Raw genomic sequence first — 21,706 nt, 5'->3', positions numbered from 1 at the left:
CGTCGGCCTCATTACCGGGGTTGTAGGGAAAGATCAGTCCAATTGTGAACGCTAACAAATTGGAAGTCAATGCTTTGGCGTCCTCGCCACGCCCGGTGCTGCCGATGGCAACGGGCGCACTCCGGCATCCTGAGTAGGAGCCGGAAAAATACCTCTTGTTAGCGTTCACAATCGCGTTTATATTGGTACGAACACATCACCAATGTGCCGACGGTCAGGAAGCATAGACGCTACTCGGCCCAACAACACTCGCGGCAATGTTGCCGCGGAAGGAGCAGATCGTGCGAATCAAGAAACTCCTCGGCGCGTTCGTCGTCGCCCTCACACTGGCGGCGGGAGCCACCGGTTGCGGTGCCCGAGGCGCAGCCAGCGAACCCAGCGGTACCGCCAACCCCAGCGATTCGCTGGTGGGAATTTCCATGCCCACCCAGACCTCCGAACGGTGGATCGCGGACGGCAAGAACGTCTCCGAGTCCTTGGCGAAGCTCGGCTACAAAACGGACCTTCAGTACGCCAATGACGACATCCCCACCCAGGTCTCCCAGATCGAAAACATGCTGACCAAGGGCGCCAAGGCCCTGGTTATCGCCGCCATCGACGGAACCACCCTGACCGATGTGCTCGCCAAGGCCAAGGAGCAGAACGTCAAGGTCATCGCCTATGACCGCCTCATCAACGGCACCCCAAACGTTGACTATTACACGACCTTCGACAACTACACTGTGGGCGTCCAGCAGGCGACGTCCCTCCTGACCGGACTGGGCCTGGTCGATGCCAGCGGCAAGAAGGTGGAGGGCAAGGGCCCCTTCAACATTGAACTCTTCGCCGGCAGCCCGGATGACAACAACGCCAATTTCTTCTGGACCGGCGCCATGGACACCCTCAAGCCGTACCTGGATGCCGGAACGCTCAAGGTTCCCAGCGGCCAGACCAAGTTTGAGCAGGCCGCCATCCTGCGCTGGCAGGCTCCCGTGGCCCAGAAGCGCATGGAAGACATCCTCACGGCCGCGTACAGCTCCGGCACCAAGCTGGACGGCGTCCTGTCCCCGTATGACGGGCTGTCGATCGGTATCATCTCGGCGCTGACCAGCACCGGCGGCTATGCCAAGGGAAGCCTGCCGGTGGTCACCGGCCAGGATGCTGAAAAGGGTTCGGTGAAGTCCATCATTGCCGGCGAACAGTACTCCACGATCTTCAAGGACACCCGCCAGCTCGGGGCGCAGGCGGTCAAGATGGTTGACGCCGTCCTGAAGGGCCAAACTCCGGAGGTCAACGACTCCAAGACCTATGACAACAAGGTCAAAGTCGTCCCGGCCTATCTGCTGAAGTCCGTGATCATCACGGCGGACAACTACCAGAAGGAACTCATCGACTCCGGGTACTACACGGCAGCCGACGTCAAGTAGCCAAGCGGGGGTTGTGGCCGGGCCTCCCGCGCGGCCACAACCCCTCCCGCAGGCACCCTGCAGCCGCAGGAAAGCCCAGCTTCGACCAGTCAGTGGGAATTGACGATGAATACACCCATTCTTCAAATGCGAGGAATCACCAAGACCTTCCCCGGCGTGAAGGCCCTCCAGGATGTCACGCTGGATGTGAACCGCGGCGAGGTGCATGCCATTTGCGGTGAAAACGGCGCCGGCAAATCCACCCTCATGAAAGTTCTGTCCGGCGTCTATCCGCACAGCTCCTTCGAGGGAGACATCCTGTTCGAAAATGAACCGTGCGACTTCTCCAGCATCTCGGACAGCGAGAAGCGGGGCATTGTGATCATCCACCAGGAACTGGCGCTCAGCCCGTTCCTGTCCATCGCCGAGAACATCTACCTGGGCAACGAACAGGCCAGGAACGGCTGGGTGGACTGGCGGAAAACCAACCTCGAAGCGAGCAAACTGCTGGCCCGGGTGGGCCTCAGCGAGAACCCTGTCACCCCCGTCCAGCACATCAGCGTCGGCAAGCAGCAATTGGTGGAGATCGCCAAAGCACTCTCCAAAGAGGTCAAGCTGCTGATCCTGGACGAGCCCACCGCCGCGCTCAATGACGAGGACTCCGGCCACCTGCTGGACCTGATCCTCCACCTGAAGGGGCAAGGCGTCACCAGCATCATCATCAGCCACAAATTGAACGAGATCCGCAAGGTCGCGGACGCCGTCACGATCATCCGCGACGGCAAAACCATCGAGACCCTCCGGCTGGACGAAGGCCAGATCACCCAGGAACGCATCATCCGCGGCATGGTGGGCCGGGACCTTGAAAGCCTGTATCCGGACCGGGAGCCGAACATCGGTGAGGAGGTCCTGCGGATTGAGGACTGGTCAGTGCGGCACCCCCAGGACTTCACCCGGATGGTCGTCAACAACGCCAGTCTGAATGTCCGGAAGGGCGAAGTGGTGGGACTCGCCGGCCTGATGGGTGCCGGCAGGACAGAGCTCGCCATGAGCGTCTTCGGCAGGACCTACGGCACTGCGACCTCGGGGAAAGTCTTCAAGTACGGTCAGGAAATCAACACCGGCACCGTCGCGGGTGCCATCAAGCACGGCATCGCGTACGCCACCGAAGACCGCAAACACTACGGTCTGAACCTCATCGAAGACATCAAGCGAAATATCTCCATGGCGGCGCTCCGCAAGCTCGTCAAGGGCGGCTGGGTGGACAAGAACGAGGAGACCGTCGTGGCGAACGGCTACCGGAAGAGCATGAACATCAAGGCTCCTTCGGTGGCTGCCGTCACCGGCAAGCTCTCCGGCGGGAACCAGCAGAAAGTGGTGCTGAGCAAATGGATGTTCTCCGACCCGGACGTGCTCATCCTTGATGAACCCACCCGCGGGATCGACGTCGGCGCAAAATTTGAGATCTACACGATCATCGCCAAGCTCGCGGCCGAAGGAAAAGCGGTCATCGTGATCTCGTCCGAACTGCCCGAACTCCTCGGCATCTGCGACCGCATCTACACCCTGTCCGCCGGGCACGTCACCGGCGAGGTGCCCATCGCGGAAGCATCCCAGGAGACCCTCATGCACTACATGACACTAGAGAAGGAATAGCGAACATGTCCGCCCTACGAGAATCCCTCGGCTTCCTGACAAGCCGCCTCCGCCAGGTTGGCATCTTCGTCGCCCTGATCCTGATCGTCCTGCTTTTCCAGGGACTTACCGGCGGAATCCTCCTGGAACCACAGAACGTCACCAACCTCGTTGTCCAGAACAGCTACATCCTTATTCTCGCCATCGGCATGGTCATGGTTATCATCGCCGGCCACATCGACCTTTCCGTGGGATCCGTCGCCGGTTTCGTCGGAGCCATTGCCGGCGTCATGATCGTGCATTGGGGCTGGCCCTGGTGGCTCGCCATCCCGGCCTGCCTTCTGGTCGGCGCCCTCGTCGGGGCCTGGCAGGGTTACTGGATCGCCCACGTCGGAATCCCTGCCTTCATCGTTACCCTCGCCGGCATGCTGATCTTCCGTGGACTAACCCTGATCGTGCTCAAGAACCAGCAGATCACCCCCTTTCCTGCCGAGCTGCGGGCCCTGGGCGGAGGCTTCCTTCCGGACATCTCGGGCGGCACGTCGGTGCTGGAGTGGCTCACTGTCATTCTCGGCGTCGGAGCAACCCTTGCCCTGCTGATCCAGGCGGTCAAGGAGCGCCGGATCCGCAAGAAGTTCGACCTTGAAAGCGAACCCACGGTCTGGTTCGTCGTCAAGACCGCCTTCATCGCGCTGCTCATGCTGACCATCACGTTCCTGCTCGCCTCCTACCGGGGCACCCCGATCGTCCTGATCGTGCTTGCCGTCCTGGTGATCGTGTACACGGCCCTCATGAACAACAGCGTCTTCGGCCGGCACACCTACGCCATCGGCGGCAACCTCCACGCGGCCGAACTCTCCGGCATCAAGACAAAGGCGGTCACCTTCCGGCTCTTCGTCAACATGGGCGTCCTCGCCGCCCTCGCAGGCCTCGTTTTCACGGCCCGGCTAAATTCGGCACAGCCCGCCGGCGGCACCGGCTTCGAGCTGGACGCCATCGCGGCGGCGTTTATTGGCGGCGCAGCGGTCACGGGCGGCATCGGAACCGTGGCGGGAGCCATGGTTGGCGGCCTCATCATGGGCGTGCTCAACAACGGCATGTCGATCCTCGGGCTCGGCACCGACTACCAGCAACTCATCAAGGGCCTGGTGCTCCTCCTGGCCGTCGCTTTCGACATCTTCAACAAAAACCGCAGCGGCGGCGAAAGCATCCTCGGGAAGCAATTCAAGCGCAAGACCACACCTCCGCCCGTCCCGGAGAAGACCACACCCGCCCAGAGCGAAACCGTGGGTGCGAACACCAAATAGTCCTCCGGCACCGAAGCTGAATCGGGCCCCAACCGCGGCATCAAAACTCTCGGCACCGTCCCAACGCTGGACCGTGCCGAGAGTTTTTGCGTGCAGAGCGGGGGGCAGCAAGGGAGTCGGGCTCAGTCCCCGTGGACCGCGGCCTGCCGCTCCTCTGACCGGTCGAGGTAGGCCAGCAGCAAGTCACCGGCGCGGTCCGGGTCCCCGGCTTCCAGAGCCTGGCAGATCTCCTCGTTATCCGGAAGCCAGCCCCGGTAGAAGTGCGCGTCCACGGTGGCCTTGTGGAAGAACAGCCGCATCTCGGCCAGGACCTGAGCCATGATCGTGTCCAGCCGCCTGCTGCCTGCCATCGCCACTATGGCGCGGTGGAAGTGCTGGTTGGCCGTGCCCAGTGCTTCTTCGTCGTCCGCCGCGGCCGCGGCTTTGCCCTCCTCGACGGCGGCCCGTACCGCGGCTACCCGTTCAGGACTGCCCCCCGCGCGGATCGCGCTGACTTCAACCGCTCGGCGCACTGTATAGACGTCGTGGATGTCGCCCGACTCCAGGCTGGCCACAAAGACGCCCCGGTTCGGATGCCGGACCACCAGCCGCTCGGCCGCCAGTTCGGCGAAGGCCTCCCGGACCGTGTTGCGGGAAACGCCCAGGTCTTCGGCAATGGCCGATTCCGTGAGCCGGGCGCCCGGCAGGAGCGCACCCTCGGCCAGCTGCAGACGCAGTTCGGCCGCCACCCGGTCCGCTACGGAGGGAACGGCCACGCGCAGGCGCGCCGCAGCAGCGCCCAGGGCGGAGCCGGCAGCTGCATCGGGAGTCGTCATAGTGCCGAATCTACACGATTGTCCAAATATTGAATCGTCGGATTGTTGAACAATCGCCCAATGTGATGCATCCTTGTAGGGGGCTATCATGAGACGAGGATCACAAATGGCAACCATTGACCTGAACAGCGACGTTGGCGAGTCTTTCGGCCGCTGGACGCTGGGCGACGACACGGCGATGTTCCGCTCGGTCTCCAGCGCCAACGTGGCGTGCGGCTTCCACGCCGGTGATCCCAGCGTCATCCGCCGGACCTGCCGTGAGGCGGTGGCTGCCGGTGTCGTGATCGGCGCCCACGTCGGTTACCGGGACCTTGCGGGCTTTGGCCGCCGGTTCCTGGACATCGATCCGCTCGAACTGGCGGACGACGTCGTCTACCAGATCGGCGCCCTGCAGGCGTTGGCCGCCGTCGAGGGCGGCACGGTCAGGTACGTGAAGCCGCACGGCGGCCTCTACAACGCCATCGTCTCGCACACCGCCCAAGCGAAGGCCGTCGTCGACGCGGTGAAATCCGTTGACCCGAAGCTGCCGATCCTGGGCCTGCCGGGCTCGGAAGTGCTGCGCCTCGCCGAGGCCGCCGGCCTCCGCGCGGTCACCGAAGCTTTTGCCGACCGCGCCTACAACCCGGACGGCACCCTGGTATCCCGTACGCTCCCCGGAGCCGTGCTGGAAGACGCCGCTCTCGTCACTGAGCACGTCCTCCGAATGGCCACCGATTCCGCTGTCCGCACCATCGACGGCTCCATCCTGAAGATCCACGCAGAGAGCATCTGCGTGCACGGCGACTCCCCGGGCGCCGTCACCATGGCCGCCGCTGTCCGCGAAGCGCTCAATGCCGCGGACATCACCACCGCCGCCTTCGTCTGAGCTGACGCAACACCTGCTTCATCCCCGGTTCCGCCGGGATGACCCGCACTTTAACCCGAGCAACAGGCAGCATCCCGCACACCTGGAGGAAAACCATGACTGCAGCACCGCATCAGGCCACCCCGGCCGCCGGCAAGAGGAGGATGCCGCCCGGCGCCCTCAAGGCCTACGTCGCGAGCCTCACCGGGACTTCGCTGGAGTACTACGACTTCGCGATTTACTCCGTGGCCTCGGCCCTGGTATTCCCCAAGGTCTTCTTCCCGGGCAACGACGAATACGTCGGGCTGCTGCTGTCCTTCTCGACCTTTGCGGTGGGCTACCTCGCCCGTCCCATCGGCGGCGTAATCTTCGGCCGGCTCGGTGACAAGATCGGCCGCAAGCACGTCCTCGTGACCACCCTGCTGCTCATCGGCATCGCCACAGTGCTGATCGGCGCGCTCCCGGGCTACGCCACCATCGGGATAGCAGCTCCCGTCATCCTCGTGCTGCTGCGCCTGGCGCAGGGCATCGGCGTCGGCGGCGAGTGGGGCGGTGCCGTCCTGCTCTCAAGCGAATTCGGCGACGCCAAGCGGCGGGGCTTCTGGTCCTCCGCGGCGCAGATCGGCCCGCCCGCCGGCAACCTGATGGCCAACGGCGTCCTGGCTATTCTCGCCGCGACACTCAGCAACGAAGACTTCCTCTCCTGGGGCTGGCGTGTGGCCTTCCTCGCCTCGGCCTTGTTGGTGGGCTTCGGCCTGCTCATCCGGCTGAAGCTCGAGGAAACCCCTGTCTTCAAGGCCATCCAGGCCCACGGCGAACAGCCCAAGGCCCCCATCAAGGAGGTCTTCACCAAGGAGCCGCGCGCCCTCGTGTCCGCCGCACTGTCCCGCATCAGCCCGGACGTGCTGTACTCCCTGCTCACCGTCTTCATGGCCGTCTACGCCACCAAGGAACTGGGCATGAGTACCAGCAACGTCCTGAGCGCCATCCTGATCGGCTCCGCTTTCCAGCTGGTCCTGATCCCCGCGGCCGGCGCCCTCACGGACCGCATTAACCGCCGCCTTCTCTACGGCATCGCCGCCGTCGGAACCGCCGTTTACATCCCGCTGTTCTTCGTCATGATCCAGGACAAATCGGTGACCACACTGACCGTCGGCATCGTGATCGGGCTGGCCTTCCACGCCTTCATGTACGGCCCGCAGGCCGCGTACATCACCGAGCAGTTCCCTGCCCGGCTGCGCTATGCCGGCAGTTCGCTGGCTTACACCCTGGCCGGCGTGGTCGGCGGCGCCATCGCGCCGCTGGTCTTCACCGCCCTCTTCGCCGCCAGCGGCAACTGGTTCCTCATCGCCGGCTACCTCGCGGTCGCCTCGATCGTGACGGTGATCGGGCTCGCCATCGGCCGCAACCCGCATACCGACGAAGAAGAGCGGCTCCTTCAGGAAGCCCGCGCCTGAGCACTTCGGGTCTTCCTCAGCGGATCCTGTCCGCCGGCATGATTTCATCGGAACAACGATTGAGGCACCTCGTGATTGAGACAGCAGGGGAACCCCTGAAGGTACAAGAGGCCGCAGCTCACAAGGTCCGCTCCGTGCGGGCCGTGGGAACGCGCGCGGTCCTGGCCGAGCTCTCCGGCACCCAGGATGTGCTTGCCCTGCAGGCGCTGCTGCGGGAGAAGCCGCTCCCGGGCCAGCAGGACGTCCTGGCCGCGGCCGAGACCGTCCTGGTCACGGCAGATTCCCCGGCCTCGGCCCGGCGCATCGCCGCCCGGCTGCTGCAGCTCGACCTCACCGCGCCCGTGCAGCTCGACGGCGAGCTTGTGGTCATCGACACGGTGTACGACGGCGAAGACCTCGCCGAGGTGGGGCGGCTCACCGGGCTCGGCGTGGAGGGCGTGATCGCCGCCCATTCCGGCCAGGTGTGGACTGTGGCCTTCGCCGGCTTCGCGCCCGGATTCGGGTACATGGTGGGGGAGAACCAGCAGCTGGAAGTGCCCCGCCGCAGCTCGCCCCGGACCGCCGTGCCCGCAGGTTCCGTGGCGCTGGCCGGCAACTATTCGGCCGTGTACCCCCGGCGTTCCCCTGGCGGCTGGCAGCTGATCGGGCGCACCAACGCCCGGATGTGGGACCTGGACCGGGAGCAGCCCGCGCTGGCCGCCCCGGGACACCGGGTGCAGTTCCGGCAGGTCCGGGATGAAGTCACGCTCGCCGCGGAACCCGCCGAAGGGTCCGCCGCGCCTGCCGTGGCGACTTCCGCCGAGAGTGCCGGCAGCACGCCGGAACCGGCTGCCGGGCAGGACACCGCCGCGGGACAGGACATCCCTTTAGGACAGGACATCGCTTCGGGACTGCGGATCGTTGCGCCGGGCCTTCAGAGCCTGGTCGAGGACCTGGGCCGGCATGGCCACTCCGGCCTCGGCGTCTCCGCCGCCGGCGCGCTGGACCGGGCCTCACTGCGCCGGGCCAACCGCCTCGTCGGGAACGCGCCGTCGGCCGCCGTCATCGAGACCGTCGCCGGCGGGCTCAAGATTCGGGCCGTCGGGGACCAGGTCCTCGCGGTCACCGGGGCGCCGTCGGACCTGGACATCGAATCGGCGCCGGACAGCTCCGGCGGAACGTGGCACCGGGCGGTGCCGATGGCCGCCCCGTTCGCCCTGCTGGCGGGCGAAACGCTCCGCGTCGGTGCGCCGCAGAGCGGGTTCCGCAGCTATCTCGCGGTCCGCGGCGGGGTGAATGTTGCCCCGGTGCTGGGCAGCCGCTCCACGGACACCATGTCAGGGATCGGCCCTGCACCGCTGGCCGCCGGGCAGCTCGTGGCTGCCGGCGCAGAGGCCGAGTCCGGCGTCGTGGGGGCTCCCGAACTGCAGCCGGACTACCCGGGCACCGGGGTGACCGTCCTCGACGTCGTTCCCGGCCCCCGCGCCGACTGGTTCGATCAGGCGGCGCTGGACTCCTTCGCCGCGCAGGAGTGGGAAGTGGGAACGCAGTCCAACCGGGTGGGCATGCGGCTCGCGGGCACACCGCTGCAGCGCACCCGCCAGGGCGAACTGCCCAGTGAAGGCACCGTGGCGGGCGCCCTGCAAGTCCCGCCGGAGGGCCTGCCCGTGCTCTTCCTGGCCGACCATCCGATCACCGGCGGCTACCCGGTGATCGCCGTGGTGGTCGACTCCCAGCTGGACCTCGCCGCACAGGTCCCGATCGGCGGCAGGATCCGCTTCCGCTGGGCAGAAGCCGCCACCGAAAATGCCGCCCCCGACGAAGAAGTGAGTAACTGATGCGCAAGGTCCTGATCGCCAACCGTGGAGAAATCGCCGTCCGCATAGCCCGGGCCTGCGACGACGCGCAGCTGGCATCGGTCGCCGTGTATGCCGACATCGACGCCGACGCCCTGCACGTCTCCGCCGCCGATGAAGCCTTCAGCCTGAACGGCAACTCGCCCGCGGACACCTACCTGAACATCCCCAAGCTCCTCGCCGTGGCGGCCCAGTCCGGTGCGGACGCCGTCCACCCCGGCTACGGGTTCCTTTCCGAGAACGCCGACTTCGCTCAGGCCGTCCTGGACGCCGGGCTGACCTGGATCGGTCCCAGCCCCGACGCCATCCGGCTGCTCGGGAACAAGATCACCGCCCGCGACGCGGCCCTCCGGGCCGGTGCGCCGCTGGTTGCCGGCAGCGACGGCCCCCTGGCGGCGGCCGCCGAGGCCCGCGCCTTCGCCGAACAGCACGGCCTGCCGATCGCCATCAAGGCCGCCTTCGGCGGCGGCGGGCGCGGCATGAAAGTGGTCCGGGTCCTCGACGAGGTCGGGGAAGCCTTCGACTCCGCCGTCCGCGAGGCCGTCGTTGCCTTCGGCCGCGGTGAGTGCTTCGTGGAGCGTTACCTCGACCGGCCCCGCCACGTCGAGGCGCAGGTCCTGGCGGACAGGCACGGCAACGTGGTGGTGGTCGGAACCCGGGACTGCTCCCTGCAGCGCCGGCACCAGAAGCTCCTCGAGGAGGCGCCCGCGCCGTTCCTGAGCGAGGAGCAAACCACGCTGATTTACGACGCCGCCAAGGCCGTCTGCCGGGAAGCCGGCTACTCCGGCGCCGGCACTGTGGAATTTCTGGTCGCGGCCGACGGCACCGTCGCCTTCCTCGAGGTCAACACCCGGCTCCAGGTGGAGCATCCCATCACCGAGGAAACCACCGGGATCGACCTCGTCCAGGAGCAGTTCAGAATTGCCGCCGGCGAGCCGCTGCGGCTCGCCGGGGATCCCGCGCCGCGCGGGCACGCCTTCGAATTCCGGCTCAACGCGGAGGACGTGGGCCGCGGCTTCCTGCCCTCGCCCGGCACGATCGGCGAGTTCGCCGGCCCCACCGGCCCGGGCATCCGGCTCGACACCGGGGTCCGCTCCGGCTCCTTCGTGGCCCCGCAGTTCGATTCCCTGCTCGCCAAGCTGATCGTCACCGGCGCGGACCGGCAGCAGGCACTGCGCCGCGCCCGCCGCGCCCTGGCCGAGATGCGCATCACCGGGGTGGCCACCGTGCTGCCCTTCCACCGGGCCGTGCTGGAGTCCCCGGACTTCGCCTCCGAGGACGGCCTGCGCATCCACACGCGCTGGATCGAGACCGACTTCGCCGGCAAGATTTCAGCGGACCCCGGGTACAGCACCACCGCCCCCGACGGCGGACGTCGCACCATCACCGTCGACGTCGACGGGCGGCGACTCGCCGTCGGACTGCCGGCCGATCTGCTGGACGGCTGGGCACGTTCCAACCGGACGCTTCCAGGCGGTGTGACCTTGGCATCCGACGGCACTGCTGCCGTGGCGGATCCGGCCGAACTGCGTGCCGACATGGCCGGGACCGTGGTGAAGTGGCTGGTCGAGCCGGGGGCGGAGGTCTCGGCCGGGGATCCGGTCCTGGTTCTTGAAGCCATGAAGATGGAAACCCAGGTCGCGGCGCACCGGAAGGGCACTGTCACGGACGTCCGCGCGGAGGCCGGGGGAGTGGTGGCCGCCGGGACGGTGCTGGCGCTGATCGGCTAGGCGCACAAACGCCCGCCCGGGTTACCCGGGCGGGCATCTACTTCTCCGCAGCCTGTGAACAACGGCTACAGCAGGCTGGTTCCGATGTCCTTTCCGATCCGGCGGAGCAGGGCCGCGGAAAGTTCGGGGTCCTTGGACGAGTCCCGGTCCGTGTACTCGGCCAGCGTGTAGACGCGGGTGAGGTCCATTTCGGACCACCGTGCCTGCGGCAGCAGCGAGCGGCCGGCGACGGCGATGATCGTACGGGATCCGGACCGCCGGGCAGTTTGCCGCCAAGCGTCTGCTCGTCCAGGCTGCCCTCGCCGGTGATCACGACGTCGCAGCTGTCCTTGCGGGCATCGAAGCCCAGCAGGTCCAGGAAGTAATCGGCGCCGGAGACCTGCTTTGCCCCCAGGAGCAGGCACGCGTAGCCAAGTCCTCCGGCGCTTCCTGCGCCTTCATGCCCGGCCAGCCGCGCCGCGTCGGAGAACCCTGCCGCCGTCATCTTGGCAACGAAATGTTCGAGGCCCTTGTCGAGGGTTGCGATCTCCTGGGGGCCGGCACCCTTTTGGGGGCCGAAGACCGCCGGAGCGCCCTGGGTGCCGAGCAGCGGGTTGTGGACGTCGCTGGCGACGACGAGCTCGGTGTCGGCCAGTTCGGGGAGGGCAGTCCGCTGGACGCTGCTGATCTGCGCCAGTGCCCCGCCGCTGCCGTAGAGCTGGCGGCCTTCGGCGTCGCGGAAGACGTAGCCGAGGGCTGTCAGCATTCCCATGCCGCCGTCGGTGCTGGCGCTTCCGCCCAGGGCCAGAACGATCCTGGCCGGCTTCAGGCTGAGCGCGAACAGCACTGCTTCGCCGAATCCGCGGCTGGAAGCGCTCAGCGGCTCCAGCGTTCCACCCGGCAGGAGCCCGAGGCCGCAGGTGTTGGCCACCTCCACGACAGCCGTGACCCCGTCGAACGCGATGCTGGCCTGGACCGGCTGGCCCGTGGGCCCTGCGACGGTGTAGCTGCGCCGGCTGAAGCCGGAGGCGACGGCGGCGTCAACGCTGCCGTCCCCTCCGTCCGCCAGGGGAAGCAGCTCGCAGTGGACCGTCCCGGACCTGCCGGTGGAAGATGCGCTCCGGAGCCCTGCTGCCAGGGCGTCAGCTACCTCTCCGGCCGTGAGGCTGCCTTTGAACTTGTCGGGGGCGATGAGGGTTCGGATGCGTTTCGGGGCGGTGGCAGGCATTTCAGACGCTTTTCGAGTAGGCAGGGTGGCGGTCCTCGCTGGACGCCAGGTCGACGGCGGCCGGTTCTGCGTGGGTGGCGTCGGTGGCCCCGGGTGTGTGGTGGTGCTCGGTCAGGTCGGCAGCGATGTCCGTGAACTCGTCGAGCGGTGTTGGATCCTCGCTGGGCAGCGGTTCCACGGCTTCGCCGTTGAAGACGCGGCGGACACGGTCCGCGTCCAGCGTCCGGCCCCCCAAGCGATAAACAGGGTGGCGACGGCGTTGCCGGTGAAGTTCACCAGGGCCCGGCATTCGGACATGAACTTGTCGATGCCGAAGATCAGCATGATGCCGGCGGCCGGGATGGTGCCGATGGTGGCCAGGGTGGCGGTCAGGGCAATGAAGCCGCCGCCCGCGACGCCGGCTGCACCCTTGGAGGTGAGCAGCATGACGGCGATGAGGCCCAGCTGCTGGGTGATGGACAGCTCGGTGTTGGTGGCCTGGGCGATGTAGACGGCGGCGAGCGAAAGGTAGATGGCGGCGCCGTCGAGGTTGAAGCTGTAGCCGGTGGGGACGACGAGACCGACCGTTTCCTTTTTGACGCCAGCGTGCTCGAGCTTGCGCATCAGGCCCGGCAGTGCGGGTTCGGCGGTGGAGGTGCCCAGGATGAGCAGGTATTCCTCTTTGAGGTGGCGGATCATCTTGAAGATGTTCAGCCTCAGGAAGGCCATGACGGTTCCAAGGACCACGACGACGAAGAGGATCGACGTGGCGTAGAAGAGGGCTATCAGGCCGCCCATGCTGGAAAGGGATGAGACACCGTACTTGCCGACGGCGAAGGCCATCGCGCCGAACGCGCCCAGGGGAGCGGCCTTCATGATGAAGCCCAGGATCTTGAACATGACCCCGGTGAGGCGCTGGACCCCGTCCAGGACGGGCGCCCCGACTTTGCCCATGGCGTTCAGCGCGATGCCGAAGATCACGGCGATGAAGATGATCTGGAGGATGTCACCCTCCACGAAGGGCCCGGCGATGCTGGTGGGGATGATGTGGGTCAGGAACTGCCACCACTCCTGGTGGGCGCCGGTCTCGATGAGCTTGGCCGCGGAGTCCGTGGTCTTGATGGTGCTGGCGTCGGCGTTGACGCCCTCGCCGAGGCGGAAGATGTTGATGGCGACGAGGCCAAAGAGCAGGGCGAAGATGGTCCCGATCTGGAAGTACGTCAGGGCCTTCAGGCCGGTCATGCCGACCTTTTTCAGGTCCGCGACGCTGGCGATGCCGCCGACGATGGTCAGGAACACGATCGGACCGATCAGCATTCTCATGGCGTTGACGAAGGTGGTGCCGATCGGTTCCAGGGCGATGCCGGCGGCCGGCGCAAGCCAGCCCACGAGAATGCCGAGGACGATGCCGGTCAATACCCAGAAGTACAGCTGCCGGTACCAGCGTGACTTGGGGGCCGCGTTCTTAGCTGCCGCGGCTGTGACCGCGGGGGTGATGTGTCCCATGATTCCTACCTCATTGTGGAATGTGAATGGAGTGCTGCTTGAAAAATGTCAGAACTGAGTCGGGGCGGGCAGCGGCGTTACGCGGCGCCACCCGCCCCTAGCATGGTCGGGCTAGACGGCAGCCAGTGCGTGGCTCAGGGCCTTGATGATGGCGTCGGTGACCTCATCGGTGTCGGCTTCGCCGCCGACGTCGCGCGTCAGGTGGCCAGCGGCGGTGGTCTGCTCGATGGCGGCCTCGACCAGGCGTGCTTCCTCGTGCAGGCCGAAGTGGTCCAGCATCAGGGCGGCGCTGGCGATCGCTCCGATCGGATTGCTGATGCCCTTGCCGGCGATGTCCGGGGCGGAGCCGTGGACCGGTTCGAACATGGACGGGAAGCGGCGTTCCGGGTTCAGGTTGGCGCTGGCTGCCAGGCCGAGGCTTCCGGCCAGGGCCGAGCCGAGGTCCGAGAGGATGTCCGCGTTCAGGTTGGAGGCGACGACGACGGAGAGGTCTTCCGGGTGCAGGATGAATTTGGCGCTCATCGCATCGACTAGGACGCTTTCGGTGGCAACGTCCGGGTAGTCCAGGGCCACTCGGCCGAAGGTCTCGTCCCAGAGGACCATGCCGTACTGCTGGGCGTTGGACTTGGTGACCGAGGAGACCTTCTTCACCGTGCGGGTGCGGGCGAGGTCGAAGGCGAAGCGCATGATCCGCTCACAGCCCTTTTCGGTGAACAGGGCGGTCTGCAGGGCCACTTCGTTGCCGGGGCCGCGGCCGCTGAGGTTCCGTCCGCCCAGGCCGGCATACTCGCCCTCGCTATTTTCGCGGACAACGATCCAATCGAGTTCCGTGTGGTCCGCCTTGCGCAGCGGGGACTGAATGCCGGGGAGGAACTTCACCGGGCGGATGTTGGCCCACTGGTCAAAGTTCTGCGTGATGTTCAGGCGAAGTCCCCAGAGGCTGATGTGGTCCGGGACGTTCTCCCAGCCGACGGCGCCGAAGTAGATGGCGTCAAAGTCCTTCAATGCCTCCAGGCCCTTGGGGTCCATCATCTGCCCGGTTTTTTCGTAGTAGCCGCAGCCCCAAGGGAACTCGGTCCACTCGAAGGCGAACTTGCCGAGGGAATTCCGTGCCAGCGCATCAAGGACGCGCTGCCCGGCAGAGACAACCTCCTTGCCGACCCCGTCCGCGGGAATCGAAGCGATGGTGAATGTCTGGGTGGTGCTCATGTGCTGTCTCCTCGTTGAGTGTGTAAGCAGCGTCACACTGCTTGTCCTCTTCAAGTAGACGGTCCGGCGTCGGCCTGCGTCCAAGACCAAGATCCAATTCCGTAGATAGGTTGCGCCTATTGATCGGTCTGCCAGCCGGGCGTTTCTGAATGTGCGCTCCCGTCCGCGGGTCCCATGGCGACGTGCAATTGCGCCACTTTCAGGAAGGCTTGGGCGGCGGGAGTGAGGCCCTCCCGACGGCTCAGGACGGCGACGTCCAGATGGGACACCGGTTCAATCAGGAGGGTCCGCAGGCCGGCCTTGTGGGCGGTCTGTGCCCAAGCGGACGACATGACCGCGTGGCCGACGCCGGCCAAGACCAGCGGCAGGATTGAGGTCCGATGGGCGACCTCGACGACGATTTCGGTGTTGACGCCCTGAGCCAGCGCATCATCGACCAGCCAGCGCATAAGGGATCCTCGCTGGCTTGCGATCAGCCGGTGCCCGCCCAAGTCCTCGCGTTGAATGGCCGGGCCGGCGGTGAAGGTGTCGGCCTGGGGATTGACGATGAGGATCAGCGGTTGGCGCTCCAGCTCCAGGACCTGGACTCCCGGAACCCGGATCGGTGTGGGGGATCCGGCGAGGCCGATCTCCGTGCTGCCGCTGCGCACGGATTCAATGACTTCTTCCGGCGTGAATGCGGCGCTGACGTTGAGCCGGACCGACGGATGTGCACGGGTGAACCCGGCGATCATGGACGTGAGCGGCTCGATTCCAGGTGAGGGCATGGTGATGATGTCCAGTCGCCCGCTGCGCACCCCACGCAAGGCTTTGACGGCAGACTGCGCGGCGTCAAGGTCCCGCATCACGAGCCGTGCCGGTCCCACGAGCTCTTTGCCGGCTTCATTGAGGACTGCGCGGCGGCCGATACGGTGAAAGAGCGGGACGCCGAGGTCCTTCTCCAGGGAGGCGATGGTCTGAGAGAGGGACGGCTGAGCGATGAGCAGATGCTCCGCAGCCCGGTTGAATCCGTCGTGGTCAACGACCGCCAGGAAATACTTCAGCTTTCGCGTGTCCACGCCTGCTCCTTAACCTCTCCCGTCCATGGGCTTACGGCGCGGCAATAGTCGGCCCTCGGGGTGGAAAAGCGCGCGGCGCTCAAGCATAAATAGCCTACGCCTCTCAGCCGCTGGTCATCCCAGCGCGAGGGGGAGGATCACAATGCTGCCGACGGCGCGTTCGCGACGGGTCCGGCGTAGGTGACGGCGTCGGCCGCATCCAGCACCTCGAGTGCGGTGAGGTGTGCCGCTTCGGCCACATCCTTGATGGATTTGCCGTGCGTGACGGCGGTGGCCACGGCAGATTGCAGGCGGGCCGCTTTCTCCTCGCTGTTCTCCTCGCCGGCGTGTGATGATTCGAGCCGCGCGGCGGCCGCTTCCACAGCCAGGATTTCACTATCGATCACGGGGTGGTCCTCCAGTTCCGTCTCTGCTTCATTGCAGTTAAGCCGGGAAGCGTTTTGGCGCCCGATAACGGGCCGCACCCGGCGGTCACCCAAAATAATATCGAAGGACCGACCAGTCTGTCTCGCCCCCATGGAACTCGCGCACTTACCGGATAGCATCTTCCCTGTCCGCTGCGCTCAGCGGGAGGGGCAGGCTGGCGGTGCGGAGGAGCGTTCCAAGCAGGGAGCGGGCGTCGCCCAGCAGGGCGCTCACCCCGGGGCAGGCAAGCTCGTAAAACAGCCGCCCGTCCCGCCGTGCCGGGACAATCAGGCGCTGGCGGCGCAACACGCCGAGATGCTGGGAGAGATTGGAAGGCTCCAGTCCGGTGTTCTGGCGCAGCGTGCTCACGGCGACGGGGCCGTCGGCAAGCATTTCCAAGAGCTGGATCCGTGCAGGGTGGCCCATTGCCTTGAATAGTTCGGCTTTCACATCGCTCATGACAAGACCTGCGGGCACGTCATCCGTCATGGGCCTCTCCTTCGCATTCGATATTCCTCACCCAGGACCTGTGCCCAACCCGTCCGAGGAAACTTGCGCGAGCGAGACAGAAAAGTCTGTCTCCCCGGCTGTCCAGCCCACCCTCGGCCACCTACATCCTAACGCGGGACGTCCTTCCTGTCGCCGATGGCGGCATGACGGGGGGCCACCCCTTGCGCAGACAGCGACCGTAGTTCAGACTTTCATGAATTCATCAATTGGATTCCGCCCTGCGAATGGCCGGCATCTTGCAGATGGATTCAGGCTGCCCGGTGACAACGGCGTCACCGGAGCAGAATGATTCTCGTCCGGTTGCGGAGGAACCCCCGGGCATTGGGAGACTGGGGGTTCTTCCTTGGACACAAAGCCTGCTGCCGCGGGGCAGGTGTAAAATTTCTCTTACGATGACCGCCAACGAAGCTGCCAGTCCCACGTTGTTGCCCGCCGCGGCAATGGCTGGCCGCGATGATCCAGCAGACCGCATTCTCGCCACAGCGTACGAGTTGTTCTCGCGCCGTGGTATCCGCAGTGTCGGTGTCAATGAGCTGATCGACAGCTCGGGAGTCTCCAAAGCGACTTTCTACCGGCACTTTCCGTCGAAAAATGCGCTGGTGCTTGCCTTCCTGGATCTGCGCGACCAGGTCTGGACTGTGGATCTCATCGTCTCCGAGGCCAGACGCCGCGGCGACACAGCCGAGGAACAGCTACTCGCGATCTTCGATGTTTTCGGGGACTGGTTCCAGCGTGATGACTTCGAGGCGTGCACCTTTATCAACGTCCTGCTGGAGATGGGTCCGGAACACCCCTTGGGGCAGGCCAGCATCGGATACCTCAGCAGGATCAGGGGCCACATCCAAGCACTGGCCGAGGAAGCCAGGCTGAACCGCCCCGAGGAATTTGCACGCTCCTGGCACATCCTGATGAAGGGCTCCATCATCTCGGCGAGCGAAGGCGATCTCCTCGCATCCAAGCGCGCCCAGCAGATGGCCCGCTGGCTGATCGAGCATCACCGGAGCTTATAGGGCCGAGGTTTCGGTTGTCCCTGGCCTCCGACGGACTTGAAACCAAATAGGGTCTTTAGTCCCTACTCACGGTCCTCGCCACGGAATGGACTTAAATGGTGCTCCGAGCAACTATTCCGGAGAGACATCGGCTCATACGACCCGGGCTGGCCGCTACTTCCGGCTAGAGATCTCGGTGAGATAACTCCACGATTTACAACGTCTGCTTCCCGGCCCTGCGCCGGCGACCTCGACAACAGATCCCGAAAACCGGCCACGGCGCCGTGCCTGCCTGTGTTTGTCGGCGAGGAATTAGGAGCGGGCTTCTTAGGCTTCTGTTAAGGAAACAAGATCATGAATAAGGCTCTTCGCATTATCGCAACTTCTGCCATGACGGCGGCTTTGGGTATGGGTGCCGGTGCCCTGCCGGCCAGCGCGGCCGTCCCTGCCTCCACTGCCACCACCAGCTCATTTGATCAGTCCTCGTTCCAGCACCGGCACCAGATGAGGGACTCCACCCGTCATGACACGGTGCACGGCTGGTTTGACCAGGAAAGCCGATGGCACAACCGGGCCGACGGCAATGGCTGGCGAGATGACCATGGCAACTGGCGCAGCGATAATGACCACCGCGGCACCTGGACGGGCCGAGACGGCTGCAGGCACGACAAGGACGGGTTCTGGGATCACCACGGCCACCGGCATAATCACCACAAGGGCCATCATCATGGCGGGAAGTGGTGACCGGCCGCAACCAGACGCGCCAGCGCCTCAGGATCTGACGGCGGCCGCCTGGGTCAACGCCGTGTCGTTGGGCACGGCGTTGACGCTTGCTTGCGCCCCGGCGGCAGCGCCGTGTGCGGGCCGCGCTGGTGTTGACGCAAAAAGGGTGGCGCGGAGCTGTCCGCGCGGACGTATGCTTTTTCTATCGGTTCAGCAGTGAGCTACGTGCTTTGATCTCGAGCGTGGAACATGACCCAAGAAGCTGCAACAGACCGCAGGCCCGAGCCGCGGGCTGCCTTCTGGGACACGCATTTCAACGACCCGGTCGTCGGTGCGTTCCTCAGCGAGCTGGTCAGTGAGCTCGTCGACGAGATCGGCGGTCCCAGCCGGGCGATCAGCTGGGCGATCACCATTCTGAGGTCCGGGGAGACCTCCACCCTTGTCGCGGGTAGCGCGCCCTCGCGCGCCGCGGACGAAGCGCAGCGTTCCTTCGACGACGGGCCGGCACGCACGGTAGTTCGTAGCGGGGAGTTTGTGTCCGTCGGGGACACGTCTCTGGACCGCCGCTGGCCCGGGTATGCCAGCGCCGTCGCTGCCGAGGGAGTCCGGTCGCTCTTATCGGTACCGCTGGTCCCCGCAGATGTTTTCTGTGCTGCAGTGAACCTGTATGCGCCGTGGCCGCACGTCTTCACCAGCGCGGACATCACCGCAGCGGCGCGGCTGGCCCGCCAGGTGTCCAGTGCGCTGCGCCTGGTCCAGGAGTGGGCGCTCAGGTACGGCGGGACTGCCGATCTCTCCTCGGCCCAGCTGCTTCGGGTGCTGGCCGGCCTGGCACTGAGGACGCTGGTGCGCGACTACGGGTTCACCGAAGCGGGAGCCCTTGACTATCTTCGGAAAGTCGCGGGCGGCCCTGCGCCGCAATTGGCCGGTACAGCCGATACCACGGTCCCCGTGCTCGTCCCCGTTGCGGGACTGGGCCAGGAAGAGCCAGAGTCCAGTCCTCCCGCCCCGGCACCACACGCCGCTGACTCTCCCCCCGTCCGCCGACGGCGGCGGAAGGTGGAGAGCCCCGCCTAGCACAGCATGACTGACTGCCTGGCCCCGGCGCGGATCAGGCAGCCATGCCGGGTTCGTGTCCGTGGGATTGGTCGGGGCGAAGGACCTTCAGGGCGCCGGCCCACGCGATCACCTGGTCAAACAGGGTCTGCAGATTCATCTCCGCGGCCGCCGTCGGTACGAAAGTGCGGTAGTTTTCGAACTCCGTAGCAAGGGGCAGCGCCACCTGCGCCCGGACGCCCGCCAGCTGTAGCTCCCCGGCCACTGCCCGGAAGTGTTCGACGGCGCGGATGCCGCCGCTGCTTCCGTAGCTGACGAACCCCGCCGCCTTGTTGTTCCACTCCTTGTACAGGTAGTCCAGAGCGTTTTTCAGTGCCCCGGGGATCGAATGGTTGTACTCCCCGGTGACGAAGATATAGCCGTCGAATCGGTCAACAGCCTCGGACCAGGCTTTGGTGTGCGGCTGGCTGTACCGGCCCAAGGAGGGCGGCAGCGGCTCGTCGAGGATCGGGAGCCCGAAGTCTTCGACGTCGAGTACGTCGAAGGTGGCATCGCCGCGTTCTGTTGCCCGTGAATACGCCCAATCGGCAACGGCCTTTCCGAGGCGTCCTGGCCGTGTACTGCCGAGCACGATAGCGATGCGAATCATGGCGGGCTCCTTTCCGGAGACTTTTCCTACTCACTCAGAACAACAACCCGGACCGCGCGATACTTCCGCGGGGGCTGGGCAGGGACGGAGATAGTAAGTAGGCTTTCATTGCGGGGTCTGATATGGCCACCGCAGGGCACATCCGCCCTAGTCAAGCCCGGCCGGTGCCTTGCCATGGCGGCAAGGCGACCGCGGAATCGCAAGGAGAAACGTCATGGCAGGGAACCTTATTGCCCGATCCGTTCACGACCTGACTGCCGCCGCGTGGTTCGGCGGCTCCCTAATGGGTGCCATCGGCCTCAACGGTGCCGCCGCCGCGGCGAAAGACCCGGCCGAGCGTACCCGCCTGTCCAGCCTAGGATGGGGACGCTGGGCGCCCGTGCAGGCCGGCGCGTTCGCCGCCCACATCCTCGCCGGCGTGGCCATCATTGCCGAAAACAAAGAGCGGATGGCAAGCCAACACGGAGTCAACCGGCTGACCGTGTACAAGACGGCAGTGACTGTCCTGGGCGCGGCGGCCACCCTGTACGCGGGCATCCTGGGAAAGAAGGTCGACGAGTTGGCCGAGGCCGGCGCCGAGGGTGCCACCGAACCCAGGGCCGATGCACCGGCGGCGCTGCAGTCGGCCCAGAAGCAGCTCAAGGTCCTGCAGTGGAGCATCCCCGCCTTCGCCGGGACCGTGATCGTGCTGGGAGCCAAACACGGCGAGATGCAGCGTCCGGCTAACGTCTACAAGGGGCTCCTGAGGAAACAGAGCTAGTCACAAGAAGTGCATGGCGACCACCGGCCGTCCGGCCCCGGCAAACCGGGGCCGGACGGCCGGACAGGTCACGGACTTCGTGTCTCCGCGGCGGGTGCGAACGCCCGGTTGTGGTCAGGTGCACCCCTTACAGCGACTGCGGGGACTCCGGGGACTGCGGTGGCTCCGGCGGGCGGTAGCCGCCCCGGGAGACCCTGATCTTCGTGGCGGCTGGTCCGGGCTGGTCTGGAACCTGAACCCGGATTTCCAGGACGCCGTCGACGTAGCTGGCTTCCACGCCTTCCGGGACGGCCCCGCGGGGCAGCGGCACGGTGCGGGAGAAGACCCCGTATCGGAGCTCGCTGCGGTACCCGGGCTGATCCCGGTGGCCGGGGTCCTCGCGCCGGGCCTCGATGTGCAGGGCGTCGTCGGCGACGGTGATGTCGACGTCGTTCTCGGGATCGATGCCGGGCAGATCGGTTCTGACCACCAGCGTGGTCCCGTCCCGGTATTCCTCGATCCGGAGGCCTGTCTCCGACTCGCCCTGCAAGAAGCGGCGGACCTGCTCGGGGACTTCGAAACCGGTGCGCGTGAAGATGTTATCCATGCCTGCCTCCTATGTCGGCTCGGTTATCCATAAGGACACGTTACGACGAAACCCACCGAGA

The 21,706-nt window shown here is 65.9% G+C and carries 21 protein-coding genes; 10 read left to right on the top strand and 11 right to left on the bottom strand.

Translation table 11 applies throughout. The features are described from left to right. The first annotated feature begins 257 nt into the window (after nucleotides 1–257). The 3 genes from chvE (at nucleotide 258) to mmsB (ending at nucleotide 4,327) form a co-directional block, all read left to right on the top strand. Nucleotides 258–1,406: a multiple monosaccharide ABC transporter substrate-binding protein gene (gene chvE, locus BM372_RS09945; protein WP_090954715.1), complete on the top strand. Its 1,149-nt coding sequence runs from the start codon at nucleotides 258–260 to the stop codon at nucleotides 1,404–1,406. A gap of 105 nt (nucleotides 1,407–1,511) precedes the next feature. Continuing rightward, entirely contained in the window at nucleotides 1,512–3,041 is a 1,530-nt protein-coding gene (mmsA, locus tag BM372_RS09940; protein WP_090954713.1) for a multiple monosaccharide ABC transporter ATP-binding protein, read from the top strand. Nucleotides 3,042–3,046: 5 nt separating this feature from the next. Continuing rightward, the gene (gene mmsB, locus BM372_RS09935; protein WP_090954711.1) at nucleotides 3,047–4,327 is read left to right on the top strand and encodes a multiple monosaccharide ABC transporter permease; all 1,281 of its coding nucleotides are present in this window, start codon (nucleotides 3,047–3,049) and stop codon (nucleotides 4,325–4,327) included. Between the two features lie 122 nt (nucleotides 4,328–4,449). Here mmsB and BM372_RS09930 read toward each other — a convergent pair whose 3' ends face one another. Further along, a complete protein-coding gene (locus BM372_RS09930; RefSeq protein ID WP_090954709.1) occupies nucleotides 4,450–5,142 on the bottom strand; it encodes a GntR family transcriptional regulator in 693 nt (230 codons plus the stop codon). A 106-nt stretch (nucleotides 5,143–5,248) separates the two neighbouring features. Between BM372_RS09930 and BM372_RS09925 the strand changes: the two genes are divergently transcribed. From BM372_RS09925 to BM372_RS09910, 4 genes are all read left to right on the top strand, one after another. Continuing rightward, nucleotides 5,249–6,007, top strand: coding sequence for a LamB/YcsF family protein (locus BM372_RS09925; protein ID WP_090954707.1), 759 nt, complete (start codon nucleotides 5,249–5,251; stop codon nucleotides 6,005–6,007). Nucleotides 6,008–6,102: 95 nt separating this feature from the next. Then, nucleotides 6,103–7,443 (top strand): MFS transporter, encoded by a 1,341-nt coding sequence (locus BM372_RS09920; protein ID WP_090954705.1) that lies wholly within the window; start codon nucleotides 6,103–6,105, stop codon nucleotides 7,441–7,443. A gap of 74 nt (nucleotides 7,444–7,517) precedes the next feature. Beyond that, nucleotides 7,518–9,260: a 5-oxoprolinase subunit B/C family protein gene (locus BM372_RS09915; protein WP_371261728.1), complete on the top strand. Its 1,743-nt coding sequence runs from the start codon at nucleotides 7,518–7,520 to the stop codon at nucleotides 9,258–9,260. Continuing rightward, complete coding sequence (locus BM372_RS09910) at nucleotides 9,260–11,008, top strand: acetyl/propionyl/methylcrotonyl-CoA carboxylase subunit alpha (protein WP_090954701.1); 1,749 nt, start codon at nucleotides 9,260–9,262, stop codon at nucleotides 11,006–11,008. Before BM372_RS09915 ends, BM372_RS09910 begins: the two co-directional genes overlap by 1 nt. 37 nt (nucleotides 11,009–11,045) lie before the next feature. On the opposite strand, the gene BM372_RS09905 is transcribed toward BM372_RS09910, so the two are convergent. The 7 genes from BM372_RS09905 to BM372_RS09880 form a co-directional block, all read right to left on the bottom strand. Further along, on the bottom strand, nucleotides 11,046–12,215 hold the full coding sequence (locus tag BM372_RS09905; RefSeq protein WP_256214167.1) for a glycerate kinase: 1,170 nt from the start codon (nucleotides 12,213–12,215) through the stop codon (nucleotides 11,046–11,048). Between the two features lies 1 nt (nucleotide 12,216). After that, nucleotides 12,217–12,393, bottom strand: a complete 177-nt coding sequence (locus BM372_RS21040; protein WP_256214166.1) for a hypothetical protein — start codon at nucleotides 12,391–12,393, stop codon at nucleotides 12,217–12,219. Beyond that, complete coding sequence (dctA, locus tag BM372_RS09900; RefSeq protein WP_256214165.1) at nucleotides 12,327–13,700, bottom strand: C4-dicarboxylate transporter DctA; 1,374 nt, start codon at nucleotides 13,698–13,700, stop codon at nucleotides 12,327–12,329. The genes BM372_RS21040 and dctA overlap by 67 nt, the downstream gene beginning before the upstream one ends. 111 nt (nucleotides 13,701–13,811) lie before the next feature. Next, nucleotides 13,812–14,909 carry a tartrate dehydrogenase gene (locus BM372_RS09895; protein ID WP_090954698.1) on the bottom strand — a complete coding sequence of 366 codons (1,098 nt, stop codon included), beginning with the start codon at nucleotides 14,907–14,909 and terminating at the stop codon, nucleotides 13,812–13,814. Between the two features lie 116 nt (nucleotides 14,910–15,025). Next, nucleotides 15,026–15,967 carry a LysR family transcriptional regulator gene (locus tag BM372_RS09890; RefSeq protein WP_256214164.1) on the bottom strand — a complete coding sequence of 314 codons (942 nt, stop codon included), beginning with the start codon at nucleotides 15,965–15,967 and terminating at the stop codon, nucleotides 15,026–15,028. Between the two features lie 137 nt (nucleotides 15,968–16,104). After that, on the bottom strand, nucleotides 16,105–16,353 hold the full coding sequence (locus BM372_RS09885) for a hypothetical protein (RefSeq protein ID WP_090954696.1): 249 nt from the start codon (nucleotides 16,351–16,353) through the stop codon (nucleotides 16,105–16,107). Between the two features lie 145 nt (nucleotides 16,354–16,498). Continuing rightward, the gene (locus BM372_RS09880; protein WP_090954694.1) at nucleotides 16,499–16,861 is read right to left on the bottom strand and encodes an ArsR/SmtB family transcription factor; all 363 of its coding nucleotides are present in this window, start codon (nucleotides 16,859–16,861) and stop codon (nucleotides 16,499–16,501) included. Nucleotides 16,862–17,274: 413 nt separating this feature from the next. Between BM372_RS09880 and BM372_RS09875 the strand changes: the two genes are divergently transcribed. Further along, entirely contained in the window at nucleotides 17,275–17,892 is a 618-nt protein-coding gene (locus BM372_RS09875) for a TetR/AcrR family transcriptional regulator (protein ID WP_090954692.1), read from the top strand. A gap of 447 nt (nucleotides 17,893–18,339) precedes the next feature. Here BM372_RS09875 and BM372_RS09870 read toward each other — a convergent pair whose 3' ends face one another. Beyond that, nucleotides 18,340–18,600: a hypothetical protein gene (locus tag BM372_RS09870; protein WP_090954690.1), complete on the bottom strand. Its 261-nt coding sequence runs from the start codon at nucleotides 18,598–18,600 to the stop codon at nucleotides 18,340–18,342. A 243-nt stretch (nucleotides 18,601–18,843) separates the two neighbouring features. Between BM372_RS09870 and BM372_RS09865 the strand changes: the two genes are divergently transcribed. Then, nucleotides 18,844–19,671: a GAF domain-containing protein gene (locus BM372_RS09865; RefSeq protein ID WP_090954688.1), complete on the top strand. Its 828-nt coding sequence runs from the start codon at nucleotides 18,844–18,846 to the stop codon at nucleotides 19,669–19,671. Between the two features lie 34 nt (nucleotides 19,672–19,705). Here BM372_RS09865 and BM372_RS09860 read toward each other — a convergent pair whose 3' ends face one another. Then, on the bottom strand, nucleotides 19,706–20,299 hold the full coding sequence (locus BM372_RS09860; RefSeq protein ID WP_090954686.1) for an NADPH-dependent FMN reductase: 594 nt from the start codon (nucleotides 20,297–20,299) through the stop codon (nucleotides 19,706–19,708). 214 nt (nucleotides 20,300–20,513) lie between these two features. Here BM372_RS09860 and BM372_RS09855 point away from each other — a divergent pair, with 214 nt between their 5' ends. Continuing rightward, the gene (locus BM372_RS09855; RefSeq protein WP_090954684.1) at nucleotides 20,514–21,059 is read left to right on the top strand and encodes a hypothetical protein; all 546 of its coding nucleotides are present in this window, start codon (nucleotides 20,514–20,516) and stop codon (nucleotides 21,057–21,059) included. A gap of 127 nt (nucleotides 21,060–21,186) precedes the next feature. Here the strand turns inward: BM372_RS09855 and BM372_RS09850 are convergent, their stop codons facing one another. Continuing rightward, nucleotides 21,187–21,645, bottom strand: a complete 459-nt coding sequence (locus BM372_RS09850) for an Hsp20/alpha crystallin family protein (RefSeq protein ID WP_090954682.1) — start codon at nucleotides 21,643–21,645, stop codon at nucleotides 21,187–21,189. Nucleotides 21,646–21,706: the final 61 nt, after the last annotated feature.

Origin of the sequence: Arthrobacter sp. ov118 (assembly GCF_900116495.1) — a bacterium.
GTDB lineage: Bacteria > Actinomycetota > Actinomycetes > Actinomycetales > Micrococcaceae > Arthrobacter.
Note: the sequence above shows the minus strand (reverse complement) of the source record. Positions and strands in the feature narration are given on the sequence as shown.

Bases quoted from the DNA above. Each gene is read 5' to 3' on its own strand.
- chvE (WP_090954715.1), top strand. From the start codon at position 258: ATGTTGCCGCGGAAGGAGCAGATCGTGCGAATCAAGAAACTCCTCGGC.
- mmsA (WP_090954713.1), top strand. From the start codon at position 1,512: ATGAATACACCCATTCTTCAAATGCGAGGAATCACCAAGACCTTCCCC.
- mmsB (WP_090954711.1), top strand. From the start codon at position 3,047: ATGTCCGCCCTACGAGAATCCCTCGGCTTCCTGACAAGCCGCCTCCGC.
- BM372_RS09930 (WP_090954709.1), bottom strand. From the start codon at position 5,142: ATGACGACTCCCGATGCAGCTGCCGGCTCCGCCCTGGGCGCTGCTGCG.
- BM372_RS09925 (WP_090954707.1), top strand. From the start codon at position 5,249: ATGGCAACCATTGACCTGAACAGCGACGTTGGCGAGTCTTTCGGCCGC.
- BM372_RS09920 (WP_090954705.1), top strand. From the start codon at position 6,103: ATGACTGCAGCACCGCATCAGGCCACCCCGGCCGCCGGCAAGAGGAGG.
- BM372_RS09910 (WP_090954701.1), top strand. From the start codon at position 9,260: ATGCGCAAGGTCCTGATCGCCAACCGTGGAGAAATCGCCGTCCGCATA.
- BM372_RS09905 (WP_256214167.1), bottom strand. From the start codon at position 12,215: ATGCCTGCCACCGCCCCGAAACGCATCCGAACCCTCATCGCCCCCGAC.
- dctA (WP_256214165.1), bottom strand. From the start codon at position 13,700: ATGGGACACATCACCCCCGCGGTCACAGCCGCGGCAGCTAAGAACGCG.
- BM372_RS09895 (WP_090954698.1), bottom strand. From the start codon at position 14,909: ATGAGCACCACCCAGACATTCACCATCGCTTCGATTCCCGCGGACGGG.
- BM372_RS09880 (WP_090954694.1), bottom strand. From the start codon at position 16,861: ATGACGGATGACGTGCCCGCAGGTCTTGTCATGAGCGATGTGAAAGCC.
- BM372_RS09875 (WP_090954692.1), top strand. From the start codon at position 17,275: ATGACCGCCAACGAAGCTGCCAGTCCCACGTTGTTGCCCGCCGCGGCA.
- BM372_RS09870 (WP_090954690.1), bottom strand. From the start codon at position 18,600: ATGATGATGGCCCTTGTGGTGATTATGCCGGTGGCCGTGGTGATCCCA.
- BM372_RS09865 (WP_090954688.1), top strand. From the start codon at position 18,844: ATGACCCAAGAAGCTGCAACAGACCGCAGGCCCGAGCCGCGGGCTGCC.
- BM372_RS09860 (WP_090954686.1), bottom strand. From the start codon at position 20,299: ATGATTCGCATCGCTATCGTGCTCGGCAGTACACGGCCAGGACGCCTC.
- BM372_RS09855 (WP_090954684.1), top strand. From the start codon at position 20,514: ATGGCAGGGAACCTTATTGCCCGATCCGTTCACGACCTGACTGCCGCC.
- BM372_RS09850 (WP_090954682.1), bottom strand. From the start codon at position 21,645: ATGGATAACATCTTCACGCGCACCGGTTTCGAAGTCCCCGAGCAGGTC.